This is a genomic window from Dictyobacter halimunensis, assembly GCF_036245075.1.
Genome location: NZ_BSRI01000001.1, coordinates 2,997,674 through 3,023,127 on the forward strand (window position 1 = coordinate 2,997,674; position 25,454 = coordinate 3,023,127).

Annotated in this window: 23 protein-coding genes; 9 read left to right on the forward strand and 14 right to left on the reverse strand. The window is 55.2% G+C overall.

Features of this window, described 5'->3' with window-relative positions:
- Positions 1–110 precede the first annotated feature (110 nt).
- Complete coding sequence (locus AABA21_RS12230; RefSeq protein ID WP_338250252.1) at positions 111–1,250, forward strand: zinc-binding dehydrogenase; 1,140 nt, start codon at positions 111–113, stop codon at positions 1,248–1,250.
- A gap of 91 nt (positions 1,251–1,341) precedes the next feature.
- Here AABA21_RS12230 and AABA21_RS12235 read toward each other — a convergent pair whose 3' ends face one another.
- Together AABA21_RS12235 and AABA21_RS12240 are read right to left on the reverse strand one after the other, a co-directional pair.
- Positions 1,342–2,502: a GntR family transcriptional regulator gene (locus tag AABA21_RS12235; protein ID WP_338250254.1), complete on the reverse strand. Its 1,161-nt coding sequence runs from the start codon at positions 2,500–2,502 to the stop codon at positions 1,342–1,344.
- Positions 2,503–2,681: 179 nt separating this feature from the next.
- Positions 2,682–4,034 carry a WD40 repeat domain-containing protein gene (locus AABA21_RS12240; protein WP_338250255.1) on the reverse strand — a complete coding sequence of 451 codons (1,353 nt, stop codon included), beginning with the start codon at positions 4,032–4,034 and terminating at the stop codon, positions 2,682–2,684.
- Between the two features lie 755 nt (positions 4,035–4,789).
- On the opposite strand from AABA21_RS12240, the gene AABA21_RS12245 reads away from it, so the two are divergent.
- The 5 genes from AABA21_RS12245 (at position 4,790) to AABA21_RS12265 (ending at position 10,652) form a co-directional block, all read left to right on the forward strand.
- Positions 4,790–6,589: an ABC transporter substrate-binding protein gene (locus AABA21_RS12245; RefSeq protein WP_338250257.1), complete on the forward strand. Its 1,800-nt coding sequence runs from the start codon at positions 4,790–4,792 to the stop codon at positions 6,587–6,589.
- A 96-nt stretch (positions 6,590–6,685) separates the two neighbouring features.
- On the forward strand, positions 6,686–7,768 hold the full coding sequence (locus tag AABA21_RS12250; RefSeq protein ID WP_338250260.1) for an ABC transporter permease: 1,083 nt from the start codon (positions 6,686–6,688) through the stop codon (positions 7,766–7,768).
- 13 nt (positions 7,769–7,781) lie between these two features.
- Entirely contained in the window at positions 7,782–8,660 is an 879-nt protein-coding gene (locus tag AABA21_RS12255; RefSeq protein WP_338250262.1) for an ABC transporter permease, read from the forward strand.
- A 17-nt stretch (positions 8,661–8,677) separates the two neighbouring features.
- The gene (locus AABA21_RS12260) at positions 8,678–9,769 is read left to right on the forward strand and encodes an ABC transporter ATP-binding protein (RefSeq protein WP_338250264.1); all 1,092 of its coding nucleotides are present in this window, start codon (positions 8,678–8,680) and stop codon (positions 9,767–9,769) included.
- On the forward strand, positions 9,759–10,652 hold the full coding sequence (locus AABA21_RS12265; protein ID WP_338250266.1) for an ABC transporter ATP-binding protein: 894 nt from the start codon (positions 9,759–9,761) through the stop codon (positions 10,650–10,652). Before AABA21_RS12260 ends, AABA21_RS12265 begins: the two co-directional genes overlap by 11 nt.
- Positions 10,653–10,718: 66 nt before the next feature.
- On the opposite strand, the gene AABA21_RS12270 is transcribed toward AABA21_RS12265, so the two are convergent.
- The 3 genes from AABA21_RS12270 to AABA21_RS12280 form a co-directional block, all read right to left on the reverse strand.
- A complete protein-coding gene (locus AABA21_RS12270; protein WP_338250268.1) occupies positions 10,719–11,465 on the reverse strand; it encodes a class I SAM-dependent methyltransferase in 747 nt (248 codons plus the stop codon).
- 439 nt (positions 11,466–11,904) lie between these two features.
- A complete protein-coding gene (locus AABA21_RS12275; protein ID WP_338250270.1) occupies positions 11,905–13,122 on the reverse strand; it encodes a DUF2330 domain-containing protein in 1,218 nt (405 codons plus the stop codon).
- Between the two features lie 168 nt (positions 13,123–13,290).
- A complete protein-coding gene (locus tag AABA21_RS12280) occupies positions 13,291–13,512 on the reverse strand; it encodes a heavy-metal-associated domain-containing protein (protein ID WP_338250272.1) in 222 nt (73 codons plus the stop codon).
- Positions 13,513–13,677: 165 nt separating this feature from the next.
- Between AABA21_RS12280 and mshB the strand changes: the two genes are divergently transcribed.
- Positions 13,678–14,565: an N-acetyl-1-D-myo-inositol-2-amino-2-deoxy-alpha-D-glucopyranoside deacetylase gene (mshB, locus tag AABA21_RS12285; protein ID WP_338250275.1), complete on the forward strand. Its 888-nt coding sequence runs from the start codon at positions 13,678–13,680 to the stop codon at positions 14,563–14,565.
- A gap of 159 nt (positions 14,566–14,724) precedes the next feature.
- The gene (locus AABA21_RS12290; protein WP_338250278.1) at positions 14,725–15,435 is read left to right on the forward strand and encodes a Type 1 glutamine amidotransferase-like domain-containing protein; all 711 of its coding nucleotides are present in this window, start codon (positions 14,725–14,727) and stop codon (positions 15,433–15,435) included.
- Here the strand turns inward: AABA21_RS12290 and AABA21_RS12295 are convergent.
- From AABA21_RS12295 to AABA21_RS12320, 6 genes are all read right to left on the reverse strand, one after another.
- On the reverse strand, positions 15,432–16,376 hold the full coding sequence (locus AABA21_RS12295; RefSeq protein ID WP_338250280.1) for a cytochrome P450: 945 nt from the start codon (positions 16,374–16,376) through the stop codon (positions 15,432–15,434). The genes AABA21_RS12290 and AABA21_RS12295 overlap by 4 nt on opposite strands.
- Positions 16,294–16,806: a cytochrome P450 gene (locus AABA21_RS12300; RefSeq protein ID WP_338250283.1), complete on the reverse strand. Its 513-nt coding sequence runs from the start codon at positions 16,804–16,806 to the stop codon at positions 16,294–16,296. Before AABA21_RS12300 ends, AABA21_RS12295 begins: the two co-directional genes overlap by 83 nt.
- Positions 16,807–16,825: 19 nt before the next feature.
- Positions 16,826–17,386, reverse strand: a complete 561-nt coding sequence (locus tag AABA21_RS12305; protein WP_338250285.1) for a GNAT family N-acetyltransferase — start codon at positions 17,384–17,386, stop codon at positions 16,826–16,828.
- 273 nt (positions 17,387–17,659) lie between these two features.
- The gene (locus AABA21_RS12310) at positions 17,660–18,076 is read right to left on the reverse strand and encodes a hypothetical protein (protein ID WP_338250286.1); all 417 of its coding nucleotides are present in this window, start codon (positions 18,074–18,076) and stop codon (positions 17,660–17,662) included.
- Positions 18,077–18,172: 96 nt separating this feature from the next.
- Positions 18,173–19,468 carry an RNA-guided endonuclease InsQ/TnpB family protein gene (locus AABA21_RS12315; RefSeq protein ID WP_338250289.1) on the reverse strand — a complete coding sequence of 432 codons (1,296 nt, stop codon included), beginning with the start codon at positions 19,466–19,468 and terminating at the stop codon, positions 18,173–18,175.
- A 541-nt stretch (positions 19,469–20,009) separates the two neighbouring features.
- Entirely contained in the window at positions 20,010–20,405 is a 396-nt protein-coding gene (locus tag AABA21_RS12320) for a DUF4383 domain-containing protein (RefSeq protein WP_338250290.1), read from the reverse strand.
- A gap of 320 nt (positions 20,406–20,725) precedes the next feature.
- Between AABA21_RS12320 and AABA21_RS12325 the strand changes: the two genes are divergently transcribed.
- A complete protein-coding gene (locus AABA21_RS12325; protein ID WP_338250292.1) occupies positions 20,726–22,075 on the forward strand; it encodes an MFS transporter in 1,350 nt (449 codons plus the stop codon).
- A 34-nt stretch (positions 22,076–22,109) separates the two neighbouring features.
- On the opposite strand, the gene AABA21_RS12330 is transcribed toward AABA21_RS12325, so the two are convergent.
- The 3 genes from AABA21_RS12330 to hppD are packed head-to-tail and all read right to left on the reverse strand — an operon-like array spanning position 22,110 to position 25,298.
- Positions 22,110–23,273 (reverse strand): homogentisate 1,2-dioxygenase, encoded by a 1,164-nt coding sequence (locus tag AABA21_RS12330; RefSeq protein WP_338250293.1) that lies wholly within the window; start codon positions 23,271–23,273, stop codon positions 22,110–22,112.
- A gap of 27 nt (positions 23,274–23,300) precedes the next feature.
- Positions 23,301–24,194: a fumarylacetoacetate hydrolase family protein gene (locus AABA21_RS12335; RefSeq protein ID WP_338250295.1), complete on the reverse strand. Its 894-nt coding sequence runs from the start codon at positions 24,192–24,194 to the stop codon at positions 23,301–23,303.
- Positions 24,195–25,298, reverse strand: a complete 1,104-nt coding sequence (hppD, locus tag AABA21_RS12340; RefSeq protein WP_338250297.1) for a 4-hydroxyphenylpyruvate dioxygenase — start codon at positions 25,296–25,298, stop codon at positions 24,195–24,197.
- Between the last annotated feature and the right edge of the window lie 156 nt (positions 25,299–25,454).

Genomic DNA, 25,454 nt, shown 5'->3' on the forward strand with positions numbered 1-25,454 from the left:
GCGGGCGGAGAGAGAAAAATCGGACGCAAGGTCCGAACATATGCGATTCAGCATGATCGTGCGTCGAGAGGCTAAATCGGACGCGAGGTCCGAACATATGGGAGGCTAGAATGCAGGTTAAGGCTGCTGTGTTGTACGAGGTGGGCAAGGCTGCCCCCTATGCGGATTCGAAGCCGTTGCAGGTTGAGCAGGTTGAACTGGCCGCGCCGGGTCCGGGTGAGGTGCTGGTGGAGGTGGTGAGCGCGGGTCTGTGCCATTCCGACCTGTCGGTGATTAATGGTTCGATGTATCCGCAACTGTCCAATCCGATGATCCTGGGACACGAGGCCAGCGGCGTCGTGCGTGAAGTCGGGTCGGGTGTTACTGATCTCAAGGTTGATGATCACGTGGTCTTCTCGTTTGTGCCCATGTGCGGTCACTGCGACAACTGTGCCGTGGGGCGTCCCGTGCTGTGCAAGAATGGGAGCGTCGCCAGTGCGCGAGGTACCCTGCTCAGCGGCGCGCGGCGCTTCAGTACCACCAGCGGGCAGCCGATCAGCTATTTTACGGCCACCTCGGCCTTCTCGCAGTTTACCGTGGTATCGCAGGAATCGCTGGTAGCCATCGATCGCGAGGTGCCACTGGATAAAGCCGCCCTGCTGGGCTGCGCGCTGATCACAGGTGTCGGAGCGGTCGTGAATACGGCCCGGGTCGAGGCCGGTGAGTCTGTCGTCGTCTTTGGTCTGGGTGGAGTTGGACTGAGCGCGATTATGGGCGCGAAGCTAGCTGGCGCCTCACCCATCATTGCTGTTGATATGCTCCCCTCCAAATTTGAACTGGCCCGACGGCTGGGGGCCGACCACACCATCGATGCCAGCAAGGACGATCCGGTCGCGGCCATCAGAGAACTGACCAGGGGAGGCGCCGCCTACGCTTTTGACGTTGTGGGCAACACCAATGTGCTGGCCCAGGCTTTCAGCGCCATTCGCCCGGGAGGCAAAGCCATCGCCGTGGGCATCCCACCCAGCGACAAGTTTCTCTCGCTGCGTGCCGCCGCCATGGTTGTGCAGGAGAAGGTTATTCAAGGCTGCTTTATGGGATCGGCGGTCCCGCGCCGTGATATCGCGCGCCTGGCCCACCTGTACATGACCGGCAAGCTGCCGCTGGAAGAACTGCTCAGCCCTTCGATCACCCTGGAGGAGATCAACACCGGCTTTGACCGTCTTGCTCAAGGAACGGCCATTCGGCAGTTGATTCGCTTCAAGGAATGATGGCGCCATGAATACGCTCCCCTAGGATGAGACGTGGGCGCCCGGGAACGAGGTCGAAGCCGGGGCGAGCCCGGCGGTGGCGATGATGATGTTATGACGGCTTTTCATCGGGGGCGCGGAGCACCTGTAAGCGGGCGCCACACGATTGGCGTACGATGAGCTGGGTTGGCAAGACAATGTGTTTGGGTTCGCCGAGTACATGCTTTTCGATACGATTAATCAAGAGCGTGGCGGCGTGCATTCCCATCGCGATACCCTGCTGCGCGATTGACGTGAGCGGCACACTCAAATGCTCGTCGTAGCTTAGATCATCGAAGCCGACGATGGCCACATCTTCTGGGATGCGCACTCCGGTGCGGGTGGCGGCCTTGATAAATTCCAGCGCCACCCAATCGTTTACCGCAAAGATCGCGCTGGGAAGATCCGGCCGCCGAATGAGCGCATCAAATAGATCTGTATCGGGCTCCGCATCGGTGGGCAGATCGGCCAGAATCAGGGAGTCGTCGAAAGGACGCTGGTACTCGTATAGCGCCTTGCGATAGCCTTCCCAGCGATCGCGCACCGACGTCGTGCGCAGATCGCCCGCGCGCGAGTAGGCAAAACCAATGCGTGTATGCCCCAGAATCGCCAGATGCTCGGTTGCCCGATAACCTCCCCCTACGTTGTCGGAGACGACGTAGTCATTATCCATATCAGCCAGATAGCGATCGACCAGCACTACAGGGAAGCCGACCTGCTTTAAGCGGACGATCGTGCTATCGATCGATCGATTGCTAAGTGGGAAGAGGATCAGGCCAGCCGTTGTCATCTGCAGGCTCGCGATATCACGAGCCAGTAACTGATCATTCTCTTCGCTATAGGCGAAGATTACCTGGTAGCCACGCGATCTGGCAGCCTGCTCAATGCCACGCAACAACCTCATGTTCAGCTCATCGGTGGCGTGGCTGAGAATGACCCCGATATTCTTTTGCGCGGGAAGCGACGTCTCTGCTTCATGCGTGTGTACAGACGAACGAACGAACGTTCCGCTGCCCTGAACGCGCTCCAGCAATCCCTCGCGGGTCAGTTCACCCAACGCCTGACGTACCGTTCCCCTGCTCACATGATACTGTTGAGCGATCTCATACTCGGTCGCGATCCGACTTCCCTGTGTTAGCTCACCAGACAAGATACGCGCACGCAGTTCGTTGACGATCTGCGTATACATGGCCTTGATTGTCTTCGTGCGTGACTCATTTTCGGGTTTTCGCACAGTACGAAATTCCTTCACTCGATGAATGGACGAATAGTAGTAAATAGGTATAGTGCAATTCATTGTACCGCTCTAAGCCAGTCGCTCATGCGATACTCGGTATACAAATTTGTACAGACAAATTTGTATACATATTCATGCCTGTCACAGTTCCTCCTCGGGCCATATATACCTGATCTTTATCCCTTTGTGTTTGCAGGGCTTGCGGATGGATCACCGACGTGAAAGACCTGTAACGCATAGTCATTATACCCATAGCGGCACATAGAGAGACAGGTCTTATTAGATAGAATGCCATAGGCCCTGGGGGTAATCGTGGCGAGATATTGGCTATTGGGCGACCAGGATAACTGGGTTGGATTCTTTGGGGCCGGGTACGAGAATACCGTTTTCCCATTGTGCGCGTCCCAGAACTGTATGACCGAACGATTGCCATTATCTCCCTGCACCAGTTCACCACCGCCCACCAGATAATTGCCCGCCGCCAGATAAGAGCCATCGGGCGACCATGTCGGGTAGACAGGTTGACCCGGAACCGCCTGGCAGGAAAAGAGATGCCGCCCCGTCTGGCTTGAATAAACGACCATCGTCGCGTTATGCTGGCCCGGAAGGCTAAAGGCCAGGCGCTGGCTATCGGGTGACCAGGCAATACTTCTATCCTTATTGTTGGGTGCGTTGGGACTGACCAGGGCATCCATATGGAAGCGCGCACGCCCACTATGGGCATCCCATACCTCCAGCGCTCCCTTTCCCTGGACGCCCGGCGTAGAAAAAGCCAGGGCCGAGCTATCAGGTGACCAGCTTAGCAGGGTAAGTAGAGTGCTTTTGGTCGCATAGCGCCAGAGAAGATGCCCATCAGAACCGTGATGTACCTGTACAGAGCCATCCTGGCCATTAATGGCTAGCAGAGTACTGTCGGGTGACCAGACAAGCGTATTTTTCGTGGAGGACGTTTGATAGTGCGAGAGCAGGCGCCGGGTGGAGACATCCCATACCTGCAGAGAATCGGGACCAGATGTAGTGGGCAGCGTCAGGGCGACGCGTGCCCCGTCGGCTGAGAACGCAATGGAGTGTGTGGTTGAGGGTATCATCGTGTGCGTCCACTGATTCTCGCCGCTGAGCGCGTTCTGGACCAGGATGGCGCTATTAGCCACGTAGAGGAGGTGCGTCCCATCGCTTGACCAGGCGACCGCGTAGGCATCGGTGTAGCGATAGCCCGGCCAGCTTTTCTGTTTCCATGCTTGCTGTTGCTGCTGGACATCGACTACGGATAGGCCCTGCGTGCTGGCGCAGGCGATATGTTTATTATCCGGCAGCCAGGCAAAGTCTATCCCCTGCCAGGGTATATCGCAGACCAGGTTCGTGGCGGACTTCTGCGGCGCGGCCGTATTGAGCCGTGCCGAGATGTCAGGGACGCAGCCAGCGCTTAAGAGCGCGCCACCTAGTAACACACCATTGCGCAAAATAGCGCGGCGTGAATAAGTCTTAGCGGTACCATAAAGGCTATGATGCTGTTTCGTATAACTACTCATAAAGCAATGACCTCCTTGTCAATACAGCATGGAATTAGTATACCCAATAGATGGACAAATTACGAGTTTAAAAAGACAAATTTGTAAAATTTGTTTCTAGCTATTGACAAAGTGATCCATACTTCATTAATATAACTTGTATAGATAATTTGCAAGAAGTCATTATTGATTCTTAAAGATTTCTAGTGTATTACTTTGTCAAACTTCGTTTGCTGGGTTATTCGCCCGCTATGCGGGCGATATGGGGGAGGAGATGCCGGGGGCACGGCCTCCGCTCCCCCAGTCAAGGGGCTCGCCGCTGGATCATGCCCCCGGCATGCTCGCTTGCATCCCTGCTCTCCCGCCAATTGAAAGTTGACAGAATAGTAGGTCTCTTGCTACCTTTGCCGATAAGTGATCGACAAAAGCAAGCCATGGCAGCGGATGCCATGCAACTTTCTACCTGTTGCTATCCCACAGTTATGTTTGAGCTTGCGTAAAGTGAGAACAACGGTATCAAGGAGGATGCCTATGAAATGTGTAGATTGCTTCATCACTCCCGGTTTATTACCGCATCCAGTCTCTAGCTACGACAAAAAGTATTACCTCCATTACCATGGCCCTTGCGTTACCTGCTGGTAAACATGACAACGATGTATCCATGTAAGTAGTTTACTGGCCTCAGCGCGCGTTATGGATGCTCAAGGAGCCGCCTGGGCGCGAACACATGCCAGTACAAGCAACCGATCTTCGCAGATCAGGAAAAGGGGTATTTTATGCCTGAGCAACCGAACATTGAGCAGCCCACTGGAATCGCGGAACAGCTATCCATGTCGCGTCGACAAGCGCTCCAACTCATGCTTTTGACCGGCGGCGGCCTGGCTCTGGGTAATGTGCTGGCCGCGTGTAGCGACAGCTCTCCACAGAAGCAGCAATCCCAGTCACTCTCACCCACGCCGCGCAACCAGACCGTTATTGTTGATCAAGGGCCACAGTTCGCCGTCTTTGATAGCTTTAATCCCTTCATCCCAAACGGGCAGGAGTACGAGACCGGGTTTGGCCAGATCTGTAAAGAGTTTCTCTTTTACTACAACATGATCAGCGGTGAAATAAAACCCTGGTTGGCTACGGGCTGGAAATACAACAATGATCATACGCAACTCACCCTGAACCTGAATCCCAAAGTGCACTGGAATGATGGCACCCCCTTCACCTCCAAGGATGTTGTATTTACCATTCAGATGTTGTTGGGAAACACCGCCCTGATCGGCGCATCCAGCTATACGCCGTACGTCAAGTCGGTCTCCGCACCGGATGCGCACACCGTCCTCTTCGATCTCAAGAGCGCCAATCCCCGCTTCCACTACAACTTTATTTGTTCTATTGTCTCCTCACAGGAGATCGTGCCCGAGCATATCTGGTCCAAACAGAATCCCATGAACTTCAAGGCGGCCCCGCCGGTCTGGACCGGGCCATACAAGCTCGATCGCACCATCCCGTCTCAGTTCATGTATATCTGGAAGAAAGATCCCAACTACTGGAACAAGGATGAGTTAGATCCCAAGCCGCAGTATGTGGTGTATCGTACCGCGCCCAGCATGGACTCGGAGGTAGAGCAGTTCAAGCGAGCCCAGGTAGATGTCCCGGCTTTTGACTATCAGCATGCTACCGCCCTCAAAAATAGCTACAGCAACATCATTATTGAGAGCAAGTTCCGTGATCCCTGTCCACGCGCTATCGGCATCAACAGCGATCCCTCCAAAGGCCTGCTATCCGATCCACGCATGCACTGGGTTATCTCATATTTGATTGATCGCAAGACGCTGGGACAGACCGTCTGGCCCGTACCCACGCCACCGGCGCAGTATCCCTGGGCCGACTATCCCGCCAACGACAAATGGTCCGACCCGGCGGTAGCTTCAAAGTATGCGCTGACCTATGATCCACAGAAGGCAAAGGATCTGCTCGACCAGATGGGTGCCAAAGCCGATAGCAGCGGGAAGCGCAGCTACAAGGGGCAGCCGCTGCAGTATGAGATCATGACCGGGGCCAAGGTCGGCGATCCGGAGTACATCAACGGTCAGAAGCTGGCCGATGAATTGAACAAGGTTGGCGTGGGCGCGACCGTTCGCTACTATGAGAACTCGGTCTGGACCAACAAGCTCAATAACGGTCAATTTGACATCACCACCTGGTGGCTGTGCGGCGACGTCTTTGATCCGGGCCAGTTGTACACCGGTTTTGAGATTAGCAAGTCCAAGCCCATCAACCAGGACGCCAGCGCTGGCGGCAACCTCTTGCGCGCCCAGTACAAGGACCTGAGCGACATCGCGACCAAGCTGGATAGCACCGATCCGCAGAGCAGTGCCAGCAAGTCGCTCTTCAGTCAGGGATTGGAGGCCTATTATAAAGACATGCCGCTGATCCCGCTCTATCAGACAACCTATCCGACCATCTTTAACAACAGCTACTGGAGCAACTGGCCCACCGACGACAACCTCTACCAGGTACCCTCCAACTGGTGGGGACAGTTCCTGTTCGTCATCGGCAGCCTCAAACCAACCGGAAAAGCGTAACGCGACCACCAGATTACACCCATCCTGACAACCACTTCATGCTGGTCAAGGCACAGATGTCTTGCCAGCATGAAGCTCGCATAAAGGAGCTTTGAGATGATCACGAGTGAGCCACAAAGAAGTGTTGCGGGTAAGGCCGCACCCTTCTCCGCCGCGCGCTCATGGCTGGTAGCCCATCCCTTAATCGCCTATGCACTACGGCGCTTTGTCGCCTATCTGCTCACACTCTGGGGATCGCTGACCGTCACCTTCTTCTTCTTCCGCCTCATTCCGGGCAATCCGATCGCCTCATTTGTGCAGAGCCTGCAATCGCGCCAGGTCTACAACGTGCACTCCAGCCAGGACGTTGTCCAGTATTATAACAAGATATTTGGCCTGGACGGCAACCTGTTTCAACAATATCTGCACTACATGTATCAACTGGTAGTGCTACACGACCTGGGACCATCCCTGATTAGCTTCCCCACCTCGTCGCAGGTGCTCATCGGCCGTTCGCTGCCCTGGACCATTGGCCTGCTGGGCCTCTCGACCATCATCTCCTGGGTACTCGGTCTCCTGCTGGGAGCGCTGATCGGCTGGAAGCGTGAGAAAAAGACCTCAGAATGGCTGACCAATCTGTGCATCGGGTTGTCGCACATCCCCTTCTACTTCATCGCCCTGATCCTCATCTTCTTTATCGCCTACCGGCTCGACTGGTTCCCCCCCACCTCGGCCTACGATCCCGCCCTCGATCCCAGTTTCAACCTCGACTTTATCCTCAGCGTCATCAACCATGGCACCCTGCCCGCCCTGTCGATTGTCGTGATTGGCGTGTGCAGCTGGATGCTCTCCACGCGCATGCTGATGATTACCATCGTTGGCGAGGACTATCTGACCTTCGCGGAGGCCAAGGGGCTCAAGCCGCGCAGCATCTTGACGCGCTACGCGTTGCGCAACTGCTACCTGCCGCAGATCACCGGCCTGGGTATTACGCTGGGATCGATCTTCAACGGCAACGTGTTGGTTGAACAGCTCTTCGCCTATCCGGGCGTGGGCAACCTGTTTGTGACCGCCATCCAGCAGCTGGATTTCAACACAATTCAGGGGATCGTCGCTATGGCCATTTTTGGCGTACTGACCGCGAACCTGATTCTAGATCTATTGCTGCCCGCCTTTGATCCACGGGTCAAGTACAACTAGGAGAGGTACCTCAATGCAAAGATTCCTGCACGCACTCTGGAAATTATGGACCTCCAGCATCAAAGTCCAGGTTGGCATCGTGATCCTGCTGTTTTTTGTTGTGCTGTCCCTACTCCATCCGGTCATCAACGGCATCATCGGCCACGGCAATGATCCGCTGGCCATCTCAGTCAACTCTCCCTGGCAGATGCCGAATGGACAGCACTGGCTTGGCACCGATCGCTATGGACGCGACATCCTGGCCATGACGGTGACCGCCCTCGCCGCCTCGCTTGAGGTTGGGGCTATCGCGGGTGTGCTCTCCACCGTCATCGGAGTCGTCATCGCCTTTGTCGCCGGCTATAAAGGGGGCAAGACCGACAGCATCCTCGCCACCATCACCGACGTATTTCTTGTAGTCCCAAGTTTTCCACTGCTGATAACCCTCTCGGCTTACTCCAAAGGGGTCAGCCTCTTTTCCGTGGCCGTGATCCTGGCCGTCTTCAGCTGGCCCTTTGCCGCGCGCACCATTCGCTCACAGGTACTGAGTCTGCGCAGCCGCCCCTACGTGGAACTGGCCAAGGTTACCAAGCTTAACGATTTCGAGATCATTTTTGAGGAGCTGCTGCCCAATCTGCTGCCATTTATCGGGGTTGGCTTTGCCTCGGCCTCGCTGGGCTCGATCTTCGCCCTGGTGGGGTTAGAGGTAATTGGCCTGGGACCCAGCAGCACGCTGGACCTTGGCCTGATGCTCAACTGGTCACAGAGCTGGGGGGCTTTGAGCCTGGGCGCGTGGCCTATCTTCGTCGCCCCCGTCATCGTGCTGGCCCTGCTCTTCTTCTCAGTCAACCTGATCAATATCGGACTTGAAGAGGTATACAATCCACGCCTGCGCAAGACGGCTGGCGCATAAGCAGGAGGCAGATCATCATGGCAAACAGTACATTGCAGAGTGTAGATAAACAACCACGGATAGGCTCGCCCTTGCTGGAGATCGAGGATCTGCGCGTCTACTACGACACGGTTAGCGGCATCTCCAAAGCGATCGATAGCGTCACCCTGAACGTCAAGCGAGGCGAGATCCTGGGCATCGCCGGTGAATCGGGGTGTGGAAAAAGTACCCTGACCACCGCCCTGCTGCGCCTGACGCAGCGACCCGGCTATATCGCCGGTGGCAGCATTCGCTTCTATCCCTCCGGTCAGAAGCCGATCAACCTGTTAGAGCTAAGCGGCGAACAACTGCGTACCATCCGCTGGAAGCATCTCTCCTATCTCCCACAGGGATCGATGAACTCGCTCAATCCCGTGCTGCGCATCGCTGACCAGTTCGCCGATGTTATGATCGAGCACAGCGCGATCAGCAAGCGCGAAGCCTTACAAAAGGTCCCGCAACTCTTGCAGCAGGTTGGACTGGACGCGCGGGTTGCCAGAATGTTTCCCCATGAGCTCTCAGGAGGCATGAAGCAGCGCGTCACCATCGCCATGGCTATCGCGCTCGACTCGGACCTGGTCATCGCAGACGAGCCGACTACCGCCCTCGACGTCCACAATCAGCGCATCATTATCCAGATGCTGGGCGAATTGCGCGATAGACTGGGGATGACCATCATCCTGGTCACCCATGACATGGCGGTCCATGCCGAACTGGCGGACCGCGTCGCCGTCATGTACGCGGGCTCGTTTGTCGAAGTGGGCGATGTGAGGCAGATCTTTAAGGCGCCCCGTCATCCCTATACCCAGGGTCTCATCAACTCTATTCCCAGCGTTGGCGGACCCCGCGTGCGATTGGCTGGCATCAAGGGTAATACCCCCAGTCCCCGCAACTGGCCGAGCGGCTGCCGTTTTCACACGCGCTGTCCCCAGGTCATGCCGCGCTGCTCGCAGGAGGTGCCTCCGCTGATCGCGCTCTCCAATCCAGATACGGCAGGTTTATCAGAGGCACAGATAGAGCAGCAGAGACAGATCCTGGTGGCGTGCCACCTGTACCCACAGCCTGAAATGGAGGGTGTTCATGGCAACTAGTTCCGGCGATATCGTACTAAATAACATTACCCAGATCTTTCACGGGGCGGTGATGCGGAGCACGGGCGGCGAATTTAGGGCCGTGGACGACGTATCGTTTACCCTCTCGGCTGACCCTCCGAGCATTGTCAGCCTGGTGGGGCAGAGTGGTAGCGGCAAGAGTACGATTGCCCGCATCATCCTGGGGCTGCAAAAGCCGACCCAGGGGAGCGTAACCTATCGCGGCAAGGATATCTATAAGCTGTCGGCGCATGAATACGATGCCTATCGCCAGGAGATCCAGCCGGTCTTTCAAGATCCCTACGGCATCTTCAATCCTTTCTACCGCGTTGATCGTGTCTTCTGGACCGCGATCAAAAAGTTCAAGCTGGCCGGTAACCGGCAGCAGGCGTTGAGCAAAATCGAGGAATCGCTGCACGCGGTCGACCTGCGACCGGAAGACGTCCTGAACCGCTATCCACACCAGTTGAGTGGAGGGCAACGCCAGCGCGTCATGCTCGCGCGCGTTCATCTGCTGCAGCCCAGGTTCATCATCGCCGACGAGCCCATCTCGATGCTCGACGCGGCGGTGCGCGTCCTCTTCCTCAACATCCTGATCGACTTCCAGCAGAAGTATGGCATGACCACGCTCTTCATCACGCACGATCTCTCAACCGCCTATTACGTAGGGGGTGAGATCCTGGTCATGTCGAAGGGGCAGATCGTTGAGCGAGGCGACATCGACGACGTCCTGGTGCATCCCACGCACCCCTACACCAAAATGCTCCTCTCTTCCATTCCCATTCCCGACCCCGATGCGCGCTGGCAGGACAAGACCAGCCTGGTCGATATCGAAGGCGCGACGCCCGACGTCGCACTACCAGACATAGAAGTACCTAGATAAGCAAGCAAGAGAAGGCCGGTGGAGCGCTCCACCGGCCTTCTCTTGTTAGAAATCATTGAAGAATCGCTATTTGACCAGCGCCACCAGGCGCCAGCCGCCGAAGATGCGCACGGCCAGGTCGGGATTGATCTCATAACAAAGCTTACCGGGCAATCTAAACAGACCTCTCTTTGCCATGCGCAGCGCCTTGACCAGGTCCTGTTTGGGATTGCTTCCGTGTGACCAGGGCGTGGCGTCGAGCGGCTGCAGACTATAAAAACAGTCCAGCACCTCATAGCCAGAGTCGCGTAGAATCTCCAGCGCGATATCTTTGGTGAAGAAATGGAGATGACCCGTGGCGTGGCGATAATCTATTAATTGATTGCGCGCAATCGAGTTCACTGAAAGATCGAGCGGCAACTGAAGGATCTTATATCTGCTTCTGGATTTCAGCTCACGCAGGACCTCAAAGCAATTCTCAAAATGTTCAAGCACATCCACCAGCAAGATTAGATCGTACTTTGTAGATGCAGGCTCCTGAAAAAAATCGGCCAGATGAAAGTGGAGGCGTGGAGTTTCACGTTGCTTTGCTAGCGCGATGGCTTGAGGAGCGATATCATAGCCATCGAGGGTGCATTGCTCTGAAAGGTTCTGCTGCAAGATGCGCAGCATTTCGCCGGCCCCGCAGCCGATGTCACAGACACTCTGAGGAGAAAGTGTGTTGCGCCTGATCATCTGGAGCACACTATCAGCCTTCCATTGTGCCGCATCAATATGCCAGCCGGGATTTTTCTGAAGATATTCACCATTTGTGTAGAAGTCTGCGACTACCATCTCGTGTTCTCCTTTATTGTTACAGGGCTATGCAAACGCATGAATAAGCCTGTGAAACATTTTATAGCCGCAAGATGAATATTAGCTGAAAAAGTCATTACGCCATTATCATCCTTTATTATAGCATAGCTTGAATTAGATTACTTGACTATGTAGCGTCCGCAAAAAACATTGAATCAACAAAAATTTACCTTTTAAATGTGTATTTAATCTAGCACGCTGTAAACATTTAAAGCTTCTAATGAGCTTGTAGATAATGATAATACTCAAAGATTAATCAGGCATGAATGGGAGGAGCACTCCTGCGGCTCCTACTCCGCCAGGTGATAAACTGGGGCAAAGCACCTACACGCTACGCGCCTACGGCGCTCACATAAGGTTTTTATTCGTCGGTGGTGTATCAGTAGCGCCACTGATACACCACCGACGAATAAAAACCTTATGTATGTTGTTTGTTTTGCTTTGTTTTGCGTTTTTTCCAGAGCCAGATGCCGCCGGCGATGAGGATGATGGCTGGGATGACGGGGAACGCGGTCAGGCAGGCGGCGTTCTGGAGGTAGACGGCCGTGCAGTCGGGCGCCGCGGATGTGTCTTTGAGCGCGATGGTTGTGCTGACTGTGGGCAGGTCTGGTCGAGGGACGAAGGTGGGGTCACGCTGCATCAAATTGGGAGTATAGCTGGTATAGAAACGGGTGAGGTAGGCATTGGATACGGGTTTATCAGACATGTAGCTACTGAGTGCATAGGGGCTGATCGGCTGCGCATATTCCGTGACGACGCCGTAGCCACCCGCCTGCTGGATGGCGCTATCGGCTATCTGGCCATATTTCTGTACCGGATCGGGATCAGTGCTGGGAATGCTGTCGGGGTGCACGTGCACCTCTTGATAGTTCTGGGGACCAAAGCGCTGTGACGCCAGGATCGAGACCTCCATACGCATGCGCTGCTGGATATCGGCCGCCGCCAGGTGGATAGGGATCGTCACCTGCTTCATGACGGTTGGAAACGTAACCTGCACCGGAGCGATATTGGCCACGCTCCCCTGGGCGCGCAGACGCATGGCCAGAAAATACATATGATTCTGCACATAAGGTTGAATAAGATCGGAAGTGTTGGCGGGAACGACGTATTGATGGGACCGCAGCCAGGAGGTAAGCGCCCCGGCATCACCTGAGCGAATGACCTGGTATGTGAATGGTCCCACCGATCCGCCAGCATAGATATCTACTTTTGAGCTTGTGGCGGGAGCGCCGGCGCCGCTACTATACGTTCCACCGCCGAACAAGGATTTCATAATATCGACGGAATCGCAATTTTTGGCTGCGGGCTCGAAAAAGCGTGGGGCGGTCAACGTCTCCAATTGGTTGAACAGTGCCGGGGAAGCGGTGTTGACCGTTGGTACCGTCGCCACAGGGAGCACCCAGGCGAAATCGTGGGCATCACCCTGATAGCGTATCTGCTCATACAGAGTTGTCTTTTGGGCGCCAATGGAGATGAGCAGGCGCTCGGTGTCCTGACTGACTCTGGTTTGATTAGTAGAGGTGAACAGGCCACCACACGCCTGGGCCGACGCTGGCAGGAGCAGCAGCAGGCAGGTAGCGAGTAAGACTGCTTTCAAGAAGAGGGATTGACGAGCAAATACGTGCTGGAAAAACATAGATACATGGAAGTCCTTTCTGTACATCTACCAGAAAAGACGCTCATGAAGACGGAATTTAGCGATGAGATAAAGAGAAAAGAAGGTATTTTATAACAAAACACCTTCTTTCGCGCTTCTTTGATGTTATTTGGGGCTCTCCGTTCTTTCCCCGAAGGACGGAGAGTCTTATTTGGTCACCGTATAGCCAGCATCGTCCAGCACTTCCTCGATCTTCTCCAGGGAGACATGCGAAGGATCATAGTTGAGATGGACGCTTTTAGTGGGGATATCGGTGTTCACTGACTGGACGCCATCCAGGCCGCCCAGGGCCTGATTGATGGTCTTTACACAGTGCTCGCAGCTTACATCAGGAACCGAGAGAGTAATCTCATGTGTATGTGTGGTCATCGTGTGTATCCTTTCAATGACTCAATTTCTTTATACGTTTTAAACCCACACCCAGGGGGTAGGCATATAGGGATAATAACACACCAGGAGCAATAAAAGCAAGCCCGGGTGTTATAATGTGGAGGTATTGAAGAAGTTAGATATTGAGTTGGAAAGAAAGAATAGATGTCGCAGACTGAGAATGAACCACTAACCTTTATGGCGGTCCACGCCCATCCCGACGATGAAGTATTTGGTACCGGTGGTACCTTCGCGCGCTATGCCGCGCAGGGGGTACGCACCGTACTGGTCACGGCCACTCTTGGCGAAGAAGGGGAGATCGTGGATCCCGCGTTGGACGAGCAGGCCAAAGAGGCTATGTTCCCCCGCCTGGCTGAAGTGCGTCGCCAGGAACTGAGAGCGGCGGTTGAAGCCCTCAATATTCAGGAATCGCGCCTGCTCGGTTTCCGTGATTCCGGCATGGCGGGCACGCCCTCCAACAACCATCCCGAATCATTTTACCGGGCTGTCTTTGATGAGGCCGTCAGGCGCCTGGTCACTCTGATCCGTGAGCTCAAGCCGCAAGTGTTGGTGACGTATGACGCCTTTGGGGGCTATGGCCATCCGGACCACATCCAGGCCAATCGCGTCACCAACGCCGCCTTTGACGCTGCCGGTGATGCCCGCTGCTTTCCCGATCTTGGTTTGCCAGCCTGGCAGCCGTCGCGTCTCTACTATACAGCTATGCCACGCTCAGCGATGGTTGAAGCCATGAAAGAGATGCAGAGATCCGGCGCGCCCGGCCCCTGGAACAATCCTGCCATGAACACGGCCATTATGGGCACTCCTGATGAGCTCATCACTACTAGAATCGATGTAAGGGAATACATAGATCATAAGATGAAGGCTTTCGCCGCCCACAAGACGCAGATCGCGCCCGACAACTTTATGTTTACTATTCCCGAGGCGCAACGAGAGCAGGCCCTGGGTTATGAATACTTCGTGCTGGTACGCAGTGCCCTCCAACCGGTCACGGGAGATTTGCAGCAGGATCTGATGGCGGATCTGAAATAATGATCGGACGTAGGTGCCCGGGGACGGGGTCGTGGCGCGACAAAGCCGGGGCAAGCCCGGTTGAGGATGCCCCCAGCATCCTCGCCTACGACGGTGGAAAATGATATAACATAAGGCTACACGGTTAACGACGAAGTTACCACATGTAGGAAGGAAACAATGATGAGAGGTTATGTCGTATTAGAGGGCGGCGATGAGTTTGGTGGTAAGATGGCGGTGCCAGATCGCCGGGCCATTGAGCTTGCCGGTGGGATGGATGCTATGATCAGTATTATCCCGACGGCCGCCGCCCCGGACCACAACCATCGCCGGGCGGGCATGAACGGGGTCAACTGGTTTCAGCAGCTGGGCGCGACGAATGTCAGGTCGCTGCCATTGATCGATAAGGCCTCGGCCAACGCGGAAGAGATTATCGCCGCGCTCGATCAGTCCCGATTGATCTATCTGCTGGGAGGATTCCCCCATCACCTGGGGCAGACGCTGCTCCGAAGCAAGAGTTGGGACGCCATGCGGCAGGCATATGAGCGTGGCGCTGTGCTGGCGGGCAGCAGCGCCGGCGCTATGGTGCTGTGCCAATACTACTTTGATCCGCAGAGCAAGAAGGTCGTCGAAGGACTGGGATTGATACCGGGAGCCTGTGTCCTACCCCATCACAACGCCTTTGGCAAAAACTGGGCGGGTCAGCTCACCGGTCCGCTGCCTGATGCCGTTCTGCTGGGGATTGATGAGCAGACGGGCATGATCAACGACGTAGACTCCGAACAAAGGAACACCTGGCGCGCGTACGGTAAAGGGTCCGTTACGCTGTATCGCGCGGGCCACACGAGCGTCTACAAGGTGGGTGAGCCCTTTGAGGTTTCCATCGGCTAAACTGGTTGGCTCCGGCGCTGGACGCGCATCTTCAGTCCATATCTGGGCCGGATGGTAATGGTTTTATCGTTATCTGGAATGATCTGCTGACCTGGCAGCAGCGAGAACGAGACGCGCTGCGCCAGCGCCGCCAGCAGCAGATGGCCCTCCATCAGGGCGAAATGGTTGCCGATGCAGATGCGTGGTCCGGCGCCAAACGGCAGATAGGCGAAGCGCGGCAGGCGGGCCTCGTTCTCGGGTCGAAAGTGGTCCGGATTAAAGCGCTCGGGATCGGGAAAGTAGTCGGGGCGGCGCTGAATCGTGTAGGGCACGATCATAATCGTCTGGCCCCGGCGCAGGTGATAGGGTCCCAGGTCGACCGGGCGCAGCGCCACCCGGACCAGGGCGATCGAAGGTGGATAGAGACGCATACTCTCTTTTAAGACCTGCAGTGTATAGGGGAGCCGCGCCAGGTCGGCATAGGTAGGTGAGTGGCCCTGTAGTACCGTGTCCACCTCGTCACGCAGGCGTTGATAGATGTCAGGATGCTCGGCGAGCAAAAACCAGGTCCAGGTCAAAGCGGCCGCCGTCGTCTCGTGTCCAGCCACAAACAGGGTCAGGGCCTCATCCTTGATCTGCTGATCGCCCATCGGGGCTCCATCCTCATCACGTGCCCGTAGGAGGATGGATAGGAAATCGTCTCCCTGTTCGCCGCTGGCCCTGCGCTCCTCGATCATCTTCTGCATGCGCCGATTGAGCAGATCCAGCGCCTGTCGCGTCCGCCTGTTGCGCTCCGTCGGCCAGTTGAGTGGAAGAGGAAAGAAGCTCGAAAGAATATAGTTGATATAGGCCAGCGCGGTGCTCAGGGCGGCCCCAAGCTCATCGGTCTCCGCCAGCACATCGGTCTGGAAGAGCACATTGCCAACGATGCTCATGGTCAGCGCCATCATCTCGCGGCTCACGTCCAGAGTCGCGCCATCCTGCCAGCCCCTGCTGCGCTCGCTCGCTATACTCCACCATTGTTCGCGCGTAGTTGACGATGTGTCGTGGTTGAAAGGAGGGAGCCATAATCTTGCGCTGGCGGCGATGCAGCTCGCCCTCGCTGCTGAATAGACCCTCACCCAGGACGGGCCGGAAGGCGCGATGGATAATAAAGCCCTTATCGAAGTCGTTCGCGTGCTCCACCAGGGCTGCGTGTACCAGTTCTGATGAATTGAGTAGCAGCATCTGGGCCGGTCCTACCCGGAAGGAGCCGATGTCGCCCGTCTGGCGCGCCACGGACAGCAGAAACGCCAGTCGATCCCTACGCATCGACTCCAGGCTACCCAATAAAGAATGCTCTTTAATGGCCGGAATCTGTGGTCCCGACATTGCCTCAACACCAGTTCCCATCGAATCTGCTCCTGCTATGTCAAGCTAGCTTCGAATTATCTACAGAGAGGTCAATGCACCAGTCATTGCAGCGCATAAAATGTCCTTTAGGATACTCGAACTCGCATTCCTCAATCAAGGTGAGCCCCAACTTGCGGCAGACCGCGTTTGAGGGTTGATTCTCAACGGATGGAAACGCGTGCAGGAAGCGATACTTGCCATCCAGGCGAGCCTGAGCGATAGCCAGGGCGGTCGCCTTGCTCGCGATGCCTTTGCCCTGGAAGGCCGGAACCACAAGCCAGCCCGCCTCATAGATATCCTCGCCGTTATGGCTGGTGTCCCAGTAGCCAACCGATCCGACCGCCTTGCCTGTAGCCACATGAACAATCTTGAACATACGTCCCTTCCCCTCATCTGTGAGCCGTTCATAGCGGACCTGCCGCCTGGCAAGCTGCTCATCGCTCTCGGGTCCACCGAGATACCTGGTTGTCTCCGGATTACCCAGCGTCTTCTTCAAGATATCCAGGTCGTCCTTGCCCCACGGTTCGATCTGAATGACATGCTGGTCGATTTCATCATTTGCTTGTTGTTTATTGCTCATGATCAGTCCGAGCTCCTTTCGGATGCTTGCCTCTATGTTCCCGCGATAGCTGTCGCTGGCTAATTCTGTGCGATCCCCTTATTTTCAATACGCATTCGTCGTTTGATAGGGAGGTCTTTTTCGCATTGTATCACAGGGATTCTGGAAGGCATGCTCTAAAAGCCCTTTCAGGATAAAGTGGAATCAACAGTTCTCAGGAATGGAGGAAAATTGGAAAGCGTTGTTGCGGGGGAGCCAGCACCAGTGCTGGCTCTTCCCTGATGGAGAGATGTGCTAGTCGAAGTGTACCAGGTGCGCGGTAAAGTTCTGGACCCGGGGTGTTTTTCCGCTGGTATCGACGGTAAATCCCTCTTTTCGTAGATTAGCTGCCTGTTCTTCTACGCCACCTGGAAAGCCGGACATCAGTCCTCCATTTTTAGTAACCACGCGCCAATAGGCGACGTTGTTCTGGGTGCCTTGCGCCACTGCGCGCAGGGAGCTTTTAGTTGTAATAGGGCATGTTCCCTGTACGTTGAACTGAGCTGTGAGCATCTTACATAGCAGGTTGGTTGTCAGCAGACTATGCTCGGGGATTTTCATGATCTGGGCCTCGATCGTTGCCGGGCACGGCAATAGCATCTTGCCTGTACCACCAAAGAAACGAACGCGATCCTCAGGGATATCAACGATGAGATCTTCTTGTAGCTCCATGCCGGGCTCCTTTTTGTGAGATCAATGTACTGAAGATGGATATTGATAGCGTAGCACCATTGGAAGCAGAAAAACTTCTCGTGACGCTCCTGCCCCCTAAAGGGAGATAGGCTTCTCAGCATCGTCCGGGCGGTAACCTGCCTCCGAAGAGGCCACGTCTGCAACGTGTGGCTGAGACCCGGACTGACTGAGACAACAGCTCTCCTTTTGGGAGACCAGGGGCGCGTCTGCCCTACTACTTCTTGACCTGCACATGGCGGGACGAAGATACGTGAATGAACGAGGAAAGTTCACTTGCTCATCAAAGGTGAGCGTATGCATATTGATCGAACCTACCAGATCGCGGTGTCCAGAGAACCCGCAAGCTTTGCAGATCCATTGCCTGTTTCTTGGCTTGTGTTTATGCCCACATGCAGGACACTGGCTACTTGTTCCTCGTTCGGAGCCAGTGAAGCACTCCATGTGGGCCTGGTTTGCTTTGTGGGTCAGATAGTCAATGTCACGCCCATATTCCCACAAGCTCCTACGCTGATTGTGGTGATGGCCATGGTTGTTGTTTCTGACACCATGGGGGTTACCAATGAAGAGAGTTCCAACCTTGTGCTCAACGCAGAAGTCGATCACGTTGCGGGTGGCCTGATGCCGTTGGTCACGAATGCGGCGCTCTGCTTGTCGTGATTGCTTGCGTTTGGCCCGTTGCAACTTCTTCCACCGATGGGAGTCTTTAGTGCAACGGGCCTGCTTCTTGCTGACGGTGCGCAACGCTTTGCTACGCCCCCGTTTGAGCGAACGAATGCCGCGCCCGGTGACGATGATGGCCTCACTGGTGTTGGTCATGACGGCCGCAAGGTGAATCTCTCCCAGATCGACCGTGGCGTGGACAGTGCCCGGAGCTTCTTCGGCTTGGGGAACCTCGACGCTCACATGCAATTCGTAGCCATCGTTCCACACCAGTGTCACTGACCGACTCTGTTGGGGCAGTTCGACGGGCAACACTAGCGAACCTCGCCCGCGTCCCATGGGCAACACCACGCGTTTGCTCTCTTTGCTCACGGCTTGGGCGGGCCAGAAAACAGGATAGAACTGCTTCATTTTGTAGGGATAGCGCATCTTCATTTGCGGATGCGACCGGCGCAATTGCCGAGTGGTATCGACGTTGGCCAGGAAGGCATGGGTGACCATCTGAACCGACTGGCTATGAAGCGCAAAGCGTCCTTTGGTGGCTTTCTGTAACGCATCGCGTCCAGGCCACGTGGTCTGCTGCATGCGCGCCTGCAGGTGCAATGTCACACACGCATTCCACACCAACGCCGCTTCTTGCTGTGCCGTCCGTAAGCGCTGATACTGCTCTAAAGAGAGGCGCTTCAGTTGATAGATCTTGACGGTGTTCATGTCTGCTAGTGTAGCATACTCGAACGAAATTTCCAAGTGGGAACATCAGGGAGGATTCCATTTCAATCATCATGCACGTAGTGTGGTTTCCTACCGACTGGGGGGCACCTACTTATTGGTGAAAAGCACGTTGAAATGAGCCGGTGACACATGCATTGGCTGAAGGCATCAAGCCCTCTAGGTGGTGCTTCAAGGAGATGATCGAGGCTGGTTGGATGCTTCGCCCCCCAACCAGCCCAAAAGGAACGGCGCTTTCATCCCGTCCCATGAATGGAGACGGGACTTCCCGCACCGAGTGTTAACTTGCTCTGCTGGCGTTTATATAAATGACTTGGTTTATTGGATAAATAAGAAGTACGTTGTAGCCGAAGCTCCCCAGACACAATTCCCTACTATCTAAACGAACATAAAGAAGCTGTTGTCCTGTACACATGATTACAGAACAGCAGCTTCTTTATAGCGCGAAAAGGAAATCAATGTTGGGAATAGTACTCCATTGTGTTGTTTTATAGTTAGCAATGAAGTAAATACATTGCGATGGTTACGCTCTCTGAGCGATTGCGGGGCGGTCCTGCAAGGCGAAACCAACGGCGGTGAGCACAACACCGATGACAATATGGAGGAAGTTATCCGCTAAATTGATCATGACCAGGCCCAAGAGCATGCCATTGGGAGCAAGGCCAGGGATGAAGCCAAGGATAGCAATCAGCAGATAGATGATACCACCAGCCCTGTTATAGAAGCGTCCCATTCCTGTAAAGGCGGCAGCGATGCCAAGTATGCCGAACAGCAGGTGAACGACGCTATGAACACCATTGACCATGAACAGGCCTAGTAAGGCTCCTCCTGGAGTTAAGGCGGGAACGAAACCAAGGATGCCGATCAAGAGAAAAACAATACCGAAGACAAGCGATGTGGTTTTTTGAATATTTGCCATGATATGAATGGCCCCTTTCTTTTTACTGATCTATTGAGCACTACGCTTGCCTGCTAATTTTGGATCACTATGATTGAGGTTTGGGGCTAATCCAGTTGAAGAGATAAAAGCTGGCTGATAATCAGGGGGGCGAGTCGGAGGTGTATAAATAGTGTAAATGTTTCCGCAGCAACCTTTTGCAGGACCTGAATTTCTCATTTTAATTGTAGCATATTCGTCAATAGCTCGACATCGTGCTTTTGGACGATGTTTTTTTGCATCTGCTTTCGGTATAGTTATCATCTATCTCGTTTGATGGAGTGGAAAGGAGAAGATATCAGATGGCAGATGAAGATTTATCTGAGCCGATTGATGATCCTGCCTCTTCCCAGGTGGCTGTGCCAGAGGAGGTTCTGGAAGCGAAGGCGCTGACGAGCGTCGCTTCTAAGCGGCCGAAGAAAAGCTTGCTACGAGCGTTCACTTCACTGCGGCATCGTAACTTTCGTCTGTACTGGTCGGGTCAGGTGATCTCTCAGCTGGGCAGTTATATGCAGGGGATCGGGCAGACCTGGCTGGTGTGGCAACTAACCCATAGCGCCTGGCAACTGGGGCTGGTGGGCGCGCTACAGGCTGTGCCGGTATTGTTCTTCGCGTTATTTGGAGGAGTCTTCGCCGATCGCTGGCCCAAACGACGCGTCTTGCTCAGTACCCAGACTGCGGCTATGATCCAGGCATTGCTGCTCTGGGCGCTGATCGCGACCGGAGCGGTGCAATTATGGCACCTGTATATACTGGCACTGATGTTGGGCCTCACTAATTGCCTGGGTAGGCCAACGGGTCAGGCATTTGTCGTCGAGATGGTTGGGCGAGAAGATCTGCCGAATGCCGTGGGTTTAAACTCCATGCTGTCACAGATGATGCGCATTGTGGGACCGGGACTGGGAGGCATTATTATTGCGCTCAGCGGTGAGTCCTTTCTCTTCTTATATAATGGACTGAGCTATCTGGCGGCGATTGCGGCCCTGTTGCTGATCGATAGCCACAAACTGTACGCTCAGGCATCTCCCATTAAAGGGGGAGAGAGACGGAAGAATACCTGGCAGAGCCTGCGTGAAGGCGTGGAATATGTATGGCATACCCCGACGATATTGCTATTGATCCTGGTGGTTGGCCTGGTGCTGCTCTTCGGCTCCAACTTTGGGGTGCTGCTGCCATCCTTCGCCACGGATGTGTTGCATGGAGGGCCGGAAAGCTTCGGCTTTCTCTCCGCAGCCATGGGGATTGGAGCGTTACTGGCCTCCTTATGGCTGGCCTGGAACAATGAGCAGCCGACCATTCGCCGCGTGTTGATCAGCACGCTGATCTTTGCTGTACTGGAGATCTTGTTCGCGTTATCGGGCTGGTATGCGGTGTCGCTGGTTCTAATTGCGGGCGTTGGAGGTCTGGAGATCGATTTCGCGGCCCAGTCCATGACCGCTCTGCAGACCACCGCGCCCGATCACCTGCGCGGGCGTGTCATGAGCGTACAGATCCTTTTCTTCGACGGCAGTCTCCCGCTGGGCTATTTATTGATGGGCTGGCTATCCGGGCTCTTTGGGCCGCAGGCCGCTATGTTCATCGGCGCCGTTTTCTGCTTGCTGGTCATAACTGCTGGATGGATCTGGCACAGAGCGAGTATGCGCTTCCCATAATTATGGGAAGCGCGGTTTCTGATGTAGGTGAGTGTTATTCCGCGAACCAGCTGTATGGGTAGGCGGGATCGTCCAGGGTGCGGGCGATGGTGGTGAACTTGAGCGGGTTGAAGGTATCGATCATCACGGCCAGCTCATCGGTGCGCTCGGCGCCCAGGCTCTTTTCGACGGCGCCCGGATGGGGTCCGTGGGGGATGCCACGCGGGTGCAGTGTCATCGAACTGCGCTCGATGCCCCGGCGGCTGCCGAAGTTGCCATTGACGTAATAGAGCAGTTCGTCGCTATCGATGTTGCTGTGGTTGTAGGGCACAGGGATCGAGCGCGGATGATAGTCCAGCTTGCGCGGCACGAACGAGCAAACGACAAAGTTGGGTCCCTGGAATGTCTGGTGGACCGGTGGGGGCTGATGGACGCGTCCCGTAATCGGCTCAAAATCGGCGATGTTGAAGATCCAGGGATACTCGCAGCCGTCCCAGCCGACGGTGTTGACGGGATGGAAATCGTACCAGTAGCTACTGATGACGCCGCCTACTTTGACCCGTACCTCGAATTCGCCGCGCTCGGTATGGGTGACCAGTTCCTCGGGACGGCGGATATCGCGCTCACAGTAGGGAGCGTGTTCGAGCAATTGTCCATTGGGGCTGAGGTAGCGGCGCGGCGGTTCGATCGAGCCGTGGGCCTCGACCACCAGGAAGCGAGACTGTGGGCTATCAGACGCGATAGTAAAGCGGAACGTCGTCCCGCGCGGGATGATGATGTAGTCCCCCTCGTGGTAAGGGAGCAGGCCAAAATTGGTCTCCAGCACCCCGTGACCATCGTGGACGAAGTACATCTGGTCCGCCTCGCCATTGCGATAGAAGTAGCTCATATCCTGCGTTGGCAGGGCGATCCCGATCGTCAGATCCTTGTTATACATCAGGACCATATTGCCCAGCACCGCATCGCTGCCGGGCTTGAAGCCCGCCGTCTTCAAGTGGTGGTGGCGATGAACATCCTCGTTCCAATCCTCAAACTGCTGCTTACTGAACGGCTCGATCTTCTTCACGCGGGTCGGAGGATAGTGGTAGTAGATGTTAGAGTAATTATTCGAGAAGCCCTCGATACCAAACAGTTCCTCCGAATAGAGCGAGCCATCCGGCTTCTGAAACTGCGTATGGCGTTTGGGCGGAATCTCACCCAGGCGATGATAAGGTGGCATCGGCCTCACCTCCTCTATTAAAAAAAGCTACACAATCCTATTCCGCAATACACCAATTCCCGTAATCTCCAGTTCAACCGCATCACCACGCTGCAGCCACGGATGAACTTCGGTACCAAGCTCCAGTATACAGCCCGTACCAACGGTACCGGAGCCAAGGATATCGCCGGGACGCAGACGAGCGTTGCGTGAGGCGTAGGCGATCAACTGGGGAAAACTATAGTAGATTTGGTTGAAGTTGCCGCGAGAGATCTCCTGACCATTTATCCGGGCCAGCATCTCCAGGTCGTAACGCTCACTGCTCCCGCTGCCAGCGCGATAGCCAGCCAGTTCATCGGGGGTGACCAGCCAGGGTCCCAGCGACGTGGCGAAATCTTTGCCCTTGCCGGGTCCCAGATTGAGCTTCATATCCTGGCGTTGAAAATCGCGCGCGCTCCAATCATTCATGATGGTATAGCCCGCGATATAATGGTGTGCCTCATCGACTGAAATATTTTTGCCTTCGCGCCCGATCACGCAGGCGATCTCAAGCTCGATATCCAGTTCCTGGCTGCCGACTGGATAGGGGACACGCTCATCGTGTCCATAGAGCTCGCTGGTATTAGAAAAGTAGAAGGTCGGGAGCTCATACCATTCAGGGATCATATCTAGCCCACGCTTCGCGCGACCCGCCTTGACGTGTTGCTCAAAGGCATAGAAATCGCGCAGCGTGGGTGGATTGGGCACGGGCGTCATCAGGGTAAGCGTGCGCAGGGATAATCCTGGTTTATTACTCTCCAGCAGCTGGCGTGCTTGCTGCATGCCAGCTGGATCCTGCAATAGCCTGAGCAGGTTGGGGTAGTGGAGTAGAAGTATCTCTTCACCGCGTACTACGCCCGCATATGTAATATCATGGGCGGTTCTGACCGTGACCAGCTTCATTTAGAGATTTCCTCGCAGCTCTTGCTCCTGTTCCAGAGCCTGGAAGAGCGCTTTGAAGTTACCCTCACCAAAGCCGCGGGCACCTTTGCGCTGGATCACCTCAAAGAAGACCGTTGGACGTGCCACGATCGGCTTCGAGAAGATCTGCAGCAGATATCCCTCATCATCATGATCGACCAGGATGCTCAGATCGGCCAGTTGCGACAGATCCTCATCGATATGACCAACCCGGTCAAGTACATCATCATAATAGTTGCGCGGGGTGCGCAGGAACTCTACGCCACGCTCCGTCAGGTTGCGCACTGTCGACACGATATCGTCGGTAATCAAGGCCAGGTGCTGCACGCCGGGGGTATGATAGAAATCGAGGTACTCCTCAATCTGCGACTTCTTGCGACCGGGGGCTGGCTCATTGATCGGCAGCTTGATGCGACCACTGCCATTCTGCATCACTTTCGACATCAGGGCGGAATACTCGGTACTGATCTGACGATCATCGAAGTGGATCATCTGGGTGAAGCCCATGATCTTCTCGTAGAAGCCCACCCACTCGTTCATCTTGCCTAGCTCCACATTGCCCACCACATGGTCGATGCCCGCAAGGCCAGCGGGACGGGAACGGCGCGGCACTGACGAATCCATGGCGCGGAAGCCAGGCATAAATGCACCCTTATAGTCCTGGCGCTCCACAAAGGTATGCAGCGTCTCACCATAGGTCGCGATAGAGGCCAGCTTCACCGAACCGAAGTCGTCGCGAATCTCTTTTGGTTCCATCACACCGCGCGCGCCACGGCTGGTCGCCTCTTGATAGGCACGCTCGGCGCTCTCAACGCGGAACGCCACATCTTTGACACCGTCGCCATGCAGATGCGCGTGCTGCGCGATCGGGCTATCGGGATGCAACGCGGAGGTAATCAGCAGGCGGATATTGCCCTGTTCCAGCACATAGCTGGTGCGATCGCGCGTGCCGGTCTCCAGACCCGCGTATGCCACGGGCACAAAGCCCCAGGCGTGGGTGAAATAATACGCCGTATGTTTGGCATCGCCAACATACATCTCAATATAGTCGAAATTCTGGATCGGCATGAAATCCTGGTACGTCATTGGACTCTCTCTTTCCATGCGAATGCGTCATTGCTCTTACATGATCTGTGCGATAATCGGACAAAATATTCGTTAATCGGACCATCTGTGTTAGTTATAGCAGGGAACCTATTGGATGTCAAGAAACAGAAAAGGCGCAGGCATATGGACAAGAAA